This is a genomic window from Blastococcus sp. SYSU D00868, from assembly GCF_054050575.1.
Genome location: NZ_JBJGZO010000055.1, coordinates 1 through 5757, shown reverse-complemented (window position 1 = coordinate 5757; position 5757 = coordinate 1). Strand labels below are relative to the sequence as shown.

General features: G+C 76.9%; 7 protein-coding genes. 5 read left to right on the top strand and 2 right to left on the bottom strand.

What is annotated here, in order from left to right:
• Nucleotides 1–116: 116 nt before the first annotated feature.
• The gene (locus ACI79F_RS24280) at nucleotides 117–1235 is read right to left on the bottom strand and encodes a uroporphyrinogen-III synthase (protein WP_456547699.1); all 1119 of its coding nucleotides are present in this window, start codon (nucleotides 1233–1235) and stop codon (nucleotides 117–119) included.
• Between the two features lie 118 nt (nucleotides 1236–1353).
• Nucleotides 1354–2418, bottom strand: coding sequence for an MBL fold metallo-hydrolase (locus tag ACI79F_RS24275; RefSeq protein ID WP_456547698.1), 1065 nt, complete (start codon nucleotides 2416–2418; stop codon nucleotides 1354–1356).
• A gap of 41 nt (nucleotides 2419–2459) precedes the next feature.
• Between ACI79F_RS24275 and ACI79F_RS24270 the strand changes: the two genes are divergently transcribed.
• The 5 genes from ACI79F_RS24270 to ACI79F_RS24250 all read left to right on the top strand — a co-directional run bounded on the left by ACI79F_RS24270 (nucleotide 2460) and on the right by ACI79F_RS24250 (nucleotide 5635).
• Nucleotides 2460–2948, top strand: a complete 489-nt coding sequence (locus ACI79F_RS24270) for a PH domain-containing protein (protein ID WP_456547697.1) — start codon at nucleotides 2460–2462, stop codon at nucleotides 2946–2948.
• Nucleotides 2949–3345: 397 nt separating this feature from the next.
• Nucleotides 3346–3924 (top strand): translation initiation factor IF-3, encoded by a 579-nt coding sequence (gene infC, locus ACI79F_RS24265; protein ID WP_456547700.1) that lies wholly within the window; start codon nucleotides 3346–3348, stop codon nucleotides 3922–3924.
• Nucleotides 3925–4027: 103 nt separating this feature from the next.
• On the top strand, nucleotides 4028–4222 hold the full coding sequence (gene rpmI, locus ACI79F_RS24260; protein WP_456547696.1) for a 50S ribosomal protein L35: 195 nt from the start codon (nucleotides 4028–4030) through the stop codon (nucleotides 4220–4222).
• A gap of 35 nt (nucleotides 4223–4257) precedes the next feature.
• On the top strand, nucleotides 4258–4647 hold the full coding sequence (gene rplT / locus ACI79F_RS24255) for a 50S ribosomal protein L20 (RefSeq protein ID WP_456547695.1): 390 nt from the start codon (nucleotides 4258–4260) through the stop codon (nucleotides 4645–4647).
• A 196-nt stretch (nucleotides 4648–4843) separates the two neighbouring features.
• Entirely contained in the window at nucleotides 4844–5635 is a 792-nt protein-coding gene (locus ACI79F_RS24250) for a TrmH family RNA methyltransferase (protein WP_456547694.1), read from the top strand.
• Nucleotides 5636–5757: the final 122 nt, after the last annotated feature.

Sequence of the window (5757 nt, the reverse complement as noted above, 5' to 3'; positions counted from 1 at the left end):
CCGGCCGGCGCCCGCCCCCCCGCCCCCGCCCGGCCCGCCCCCCCCGACGCCCCCCGCCCGCGGCCGCCCCCCCCCCCCCCCCCCCCCCCCCCCCCCCCCCCCCCCCCCCACTCCGGTCAGACCGGGAGGCGGTAGCCGCGCTTGACGACCGTCTCGACGACGCCGCGGCCGAGCGCCGCCCGCAGCCGGGTGACCGCCATCTCGACCGCGTGCTCGTCGCCGCCGCCGGGCAGGCAGCACACCAGCTCCGCCCGCGTCCGGACGACGCCGGGCCGGCGGGCCAGCGCCCGCAGCACCCCCATCGGCCCGGGCGCGAGCTCGACCAGCCGGCCGTCGACCACCGCCGCGGTGCCGCGCACCTGCAGCGTGGTGCCGCCCAGCCGCAGCACCGGGTCGCGCTCGGGCAGCCGCGCCACCACCTCGCGGGCCAGCGCGCCGAGGCGGGCCCGCTCCGGCTGCCACGTCGGGACGCCGGCGGCCTCCAGCGGCCCGGCGGTGACCGCGCCGACGGCGACGGCCATCACCCGGTCCCGCAGCGCCGCCACGAGCGCGTCGTGCTGCCCGAGCTCGCCGGCCACCTGCAGCAGGCTCGCCGCGGCGGGCGCGCTGGTGAAGGTGACGGCGTCCACCCCGCCGGCCACGACCGAGCCGACGAGCCGGCGCACCGGGGCGACGTCCTCCGGCAGCACCCAGCGGTAGACCGGCACGGTCAGCACGTCGGCGCCGGTGCGCCGCAGCCCGGCGACCAGGTCGGGCAGCGGGTCGCCGTGCAGCTGGACGGCGATCCGGCGGCCCTCGAGCGGGCCCTCGGCGCCGGACAGCAGGTGGTCGAGCACCTCCGCCGAGGACTCCGACGCCGGCGACCACGCGTCGACCAGCCCGGCGCCGCGGATCGCGCCGCGCGCCTTGGGCCCGCGGGCCAGCACCCGCGCCGTGCCGAGGTGGTCGACCAGCGGCAGGTCCCACGCCTCGGCGGCCTCCAGCCAGCCGCGGAAGCCGACGCCGGTGGTGGCCACGACGAGGTCGACCGGCGCGGCCAGCACCCGCCGGGTGGCGGCCACGAGCTCGGTGTCGTCGGCCAGCGGCACGATCCGGATCGCCGGGGCGTAGACCACCCGGGCGCCGCGGCGGTCCAGCAGCGCCCCGAGCTCCTCCTTGCGGCGCGCGGCGGTGACCGCGACGGTGTACCCGGCCAGCGGGAGGACGTCGTCCGGGCCCTGCTCGGTGTCGGTCACGCGGCGTCCCCCTGGTCCGGTGCTGGAGCCGGTCCATCGTGCGGCACCGGCGTTGCGGGGATGTGTCCGGACGCCGACGGCGGCGGTGGCGCCGGTCACCTGCCGACGCCCCGCGGTGTCACCGGACGGCGACGGTCCAGGTGGGCGCCGGGTCGTCGCTGCCCACCACCAGGCCGCGGCTGGCCAGCAGCCGCAGGTGGGCGTCGGTCTCGGTGACGGCGAACATCCGCATCGCGTTCGCGTACTGCTCCCACGGCCGCGACCAGGTCAGGTACCCGGCCAGCTCCCACGGCGTGCTGTGCGGGTGCGCGCGGATGGCGTCGAGCAGCTCCGTGAGCCGGTGCTCGTGGTGCCGGCTCAGCTCCGCCGCCCGCAGCCCCAGCCCCCGGAAGCGCCACTCGTGGGCCGGCAGCACCTCGACCGGCTCGTCGAACCCGGCGACCCTGGCCAGCGACGCGAGGTAGTCGCGCAGCGGGTCCGGGTCCGAGCCCTGGCCGGCGGAGATGTTGGGGCTGATCCGGGGCAGCACGTGGTCCCCGGCGAGGAAGAGCCCGGTGCGCTCCTCGGCGAAGCACAGGTGGCCCGGCGTGTGCCCCGGGGTGTGGACGGCGCGCAGCGACCAGCCGGGGAAGTCGGCCACCTCGCCGTCCTCCAGGAGCCGGTCGGGGACCGCCTGCCGGCGCAGGCCGGCCAGCCGTTCCGGCGTGGGCGCGTCGGAGGTCGCGGTCGCCTCGTCGGCGCCCAGGGCGACCATCGACGCGATCTGGGTGCGGATGAACGCCTCGACGTCGGCCTGCGACGAGCGGCGCACGATCGCGGCGTCGGCCGGGTGCATCCCGATCCACGCCCCCGAGGCCTCCCGGACCCGCGCGGACAGCCCGTGGTGGTCGCCGTGCATGTGGGTGACCAGCACCCCGCGCACGTCGCCGACGTCGCCGCCGATCGCCGTCAGCCCCGCCTGCAGCGCCGCCCAGGCGTCCTCGGAGTCCCAGCCGGTGTCGACCAGCCCCAGGCCGCCCCCGGCCAGGGCGAACACGTAGGAGGTCACGTACCGCAGCGGGTTGTCCGGCATCGGGACGGGGACCGACCACAGGTCCTCGCGCAGCTGCTCGACCGGCGGGGTGTCCCGGGCCAGCCACGCCTCGCGCTGCGCGGTCCCGGTGATCTCGACGTCGCTGTCCACGGCGGCACCATGCCAGCACCGGCGGCTGGGATGATGACGCCGTGCCCTCCACGGGAACCCCCGCCCGCGTCCGCGCCGTGCCCCGGCGGCTGCGGCTGATCTGCGTCCTGGCCGGGGCCGCGGTCGTCGTCGCGATGACCGTCGTCGGGCTGCTGCTGCCCAGCTCCTCCACCGGCGTGGTCCAGTTCGGCTGGGCCGACCAGGTCGCGATCATCGGCATCGGGATCTGCCTGGGGCTGGGGATCGTGCTCATCGCCCGGTCGCGGGTGGACGCCGACGCCGCCGGGATCCGGGTGCGCAACGTGTTCGTCCGGCACGAGCTGCCGTGGACCGCCGTCCGCGCCGTGCGGTTCGACCGGCACTCGTCCTGGGCGAGCCTGCTGCTGACCAACGGCGACGAGCTGTCGCTGCTGGCGGTGCAGGCGGCCGACAAGGAGCACGCCGTCCGCGCCGTCGAGGGGCTGCGCGCCCTGCTGGAGGAGGCGCGGGCGGCCGAGCCGCCGCCGCTGCCCCTGCTCTACGACGACTGAAGGAGGACCCCGTCCTCCTCGTCCCTCGCGAGCTCGGGACGAGCCTCTGGACGGGGCCGTCGCCGGGCGTGCCAGGAGGGGAATGTCCTGTCCCCCGAGGACGCTGTAGAGTGGGCGTGCCTCCCCGCTACACGAGGCGCGTGAACCACTCCAGCGGCCCCGCCCCGGGCCGCTGACCAAGAGGAGCCCGCTCCCACCTGGCGCCACCCCGGTGCCCAGGTCCCGGTTCGCAGGTGCCGGCCACCCGTGGTCGACGCCCGCGACGCGCACCACCGGCAACGGTGTGTGCGCCACCGGCCGGTGGGCCCCGTCGAGCAGTCGCTCGCGGGGCCTTCTGTCTGCCGGCGTCCGGTGGCCGCGAGCGAGCCCCTCCCCAGGCTGAAGCAGAGGAGAGGCCATCACCGAGCCCCGCATCAACGACCGTATCCGCGTCCCCGAGGTCCGCCTGGTCGGCCCCGAGGGGGAGCAGGTCGGCATCGTGTCGATCGGCGAGGCGCTGCGCCTGGCCCAGGACAGCGAACTCGACCTCGTCGAGGTCGCGCCCATGGCCCGGCCGCCCGTCGCCAAGCTCATGGACTACGGGAAGTTCAAGTACGAGTCCGCCCAGAAGGCCCGCGAGGCCCGGCGGAACCAGGCGCTCACCGTCATCAAGGAGATGCGGCTGCGCCTCAAGATCGACCCGCACGACTACGAGACCAAGAAGGGCCACGTCGAGCGCTTCCTCAAGGGCGGCGACAAGGTCAAGATCACCGTGATGTTCCGCGGCCGCGAGCAGTCGCGCCCGGAGATGGGGTACCGCCTGCTGCAGCGGCTGGCCGCCGACGTGTCCGAACTGGGCGTCGTCGAGTCCAACCCGAAGCAGGACGGTCGCAACATGGTCATGGTGATCGCCCCGCACCGGAACGCCCAGGCCCAGCAGGGCAAGGGGCGCCCGGCCAAGGGGGAGCAGGCTTCGGAGCAGGCGCCCAGCGCCTGACCGCCTCCGGCGCAGGACCGCACCACCGAGACCTCCGGGTGCGTGCGGCGGCCCCGTGCTGCCGCGCGCGCCCGCACGACGACGAACACAGACAGGCGAGGACATGCCCAAGCAGAAGACCCACAAGGGCACCGCGAAGCGCGTGCGCGTGACGGGGAGCGGCAAGCTCATGCGCGAGCAGGCCAACAACCAGCACAAGTTCGAGCACAAGTCGGGGCAGCGCAAGCGCCGGCTGGACGCCGACCAGGTCATCTCCCCGGCCGACACCAAGAACCTCAAGAAGCTGCTGGGCATCTGAGCCCCCGCCCGTAACGACAAGACAGGAGCTCTCACGTGGCACGCGTGAAGCGGGCGGTCAACGCCCAGAAGAAGCGCCGCACGACCCTCGAGGCGGCCAGCGGTTACCGGGGTCAGCGCTCGCGGCTGTACCGCAAGGCCAAGGAGCAGATCCTCCACTCGGCCACCTACAACTACCGCGACCGCAAGGTGCGCAAGGGTGACTTCCGCAAGCTGTGGATCACCCGCATCAACGCCGCGGCCCGCCAGAACGACATGACCTACAACCGGTTCATGCAGGGCCTCAAGCTCGCCGGCATCGAGCTCGACCGCCGCGTGCTGGCCGAGCTGGCGGTCAACGAGCCGGCCGCGTTCGCCGCGCTGGTCGAGGCCTCCCGGGCCGCGCTCGCCGCGAACCCCGAGGCGACCGGCTCCCAGGCCGCCTGACCCGCACCACTGACGACGCCGTCGGTGACCGGCCCCCCGGGGCCGGCGCCGGCGGCGTCGGCGCGTCTGCGGCACCCGTCCGGGCTGCCCGCGCGGTCCGGGCCGCGAGTGCGACGAACTCGTGGCCGTCGGGAGCCCATGGCCACGAGTTCGTCGCAGTCGACGCCGACCGCAGGGTCGCCGAGGAGGAGGAGCAGTGACCGAGCTGCTGACCGAGCGCTCCGCGCGCGTCGCGGCCGCCCGCAAGCTGACCCGCCGGGCCGGCCGGGACGCCGCCGGGCTCTTCCTCGCCGAGGGCCGGCAGGCGGTGTCGGAGGCCCTGGCCACCGCGCCCGGCGGCGTCCGCGAGGTGTTCGCCACCGAGGCCGGGGCCGCCGCCTCCCGCGACCTGCTCGCCGGCGCCGGCGTCCCGGTCCGGCTGGTCACCGAGAAGGCGGCCGTGGGGCTGTCGGAGACGGTGACGCCGCAGGGGCTGGTCGCGGTGTGCGCGCTGCGCGACGTCCCCGCCGCCCGGCTGGCCGAGGCGCCGCCGGCGCTGGCGGTCGCCCTGGCCGAGCTGGCCGACCCGGGCAACGCCGGGACCGTGCTGCGCACCGCCGACGCGTGCGGCGCCGGGGCCGTCGTCTTCGGCGCCGGGTCGGCCGACCCCTACGGCGGCAAGGCGGTCCGCGCCAGCGCGGGCAGCCTCTTCCACGTCGACGTCGTCCGCGGGGCGCCCCTGGCCGAGCTGCTGCCCGCCGTCCGCGGCGCCGGCGTGACCGTGCTCGCCGCCGACGGCGGGGGGGAGGCGTCCCTGGACGAGCTGGGCCCGCGGCTGGCCGGGCCGGTGCTGTGGCTGTTCGGCAACGAGGCCCGCGGCGTCCCGGCCGAGCTGGCCCGGCTCGCCGACGCGCGGGTGCGGATCCCGATGCGCGGGCGGGCCGAGAGCCTCAACCTGGCCGCGGCCGCCGCGATCTGCCTCTACGCCACCCAGCTGGCCCAGGGCTGAACGGAGGGGGGGGGGGGGGGGGGGGGGGGGGGGGGGGGGGGGGGGGGGGGGGCGGGGGGGGGGCGGGGGGGGTGGGGGGTGCGGGGGGGGGGCCCGCGGCGGGTGCCGCGCCGCCCCCCGGC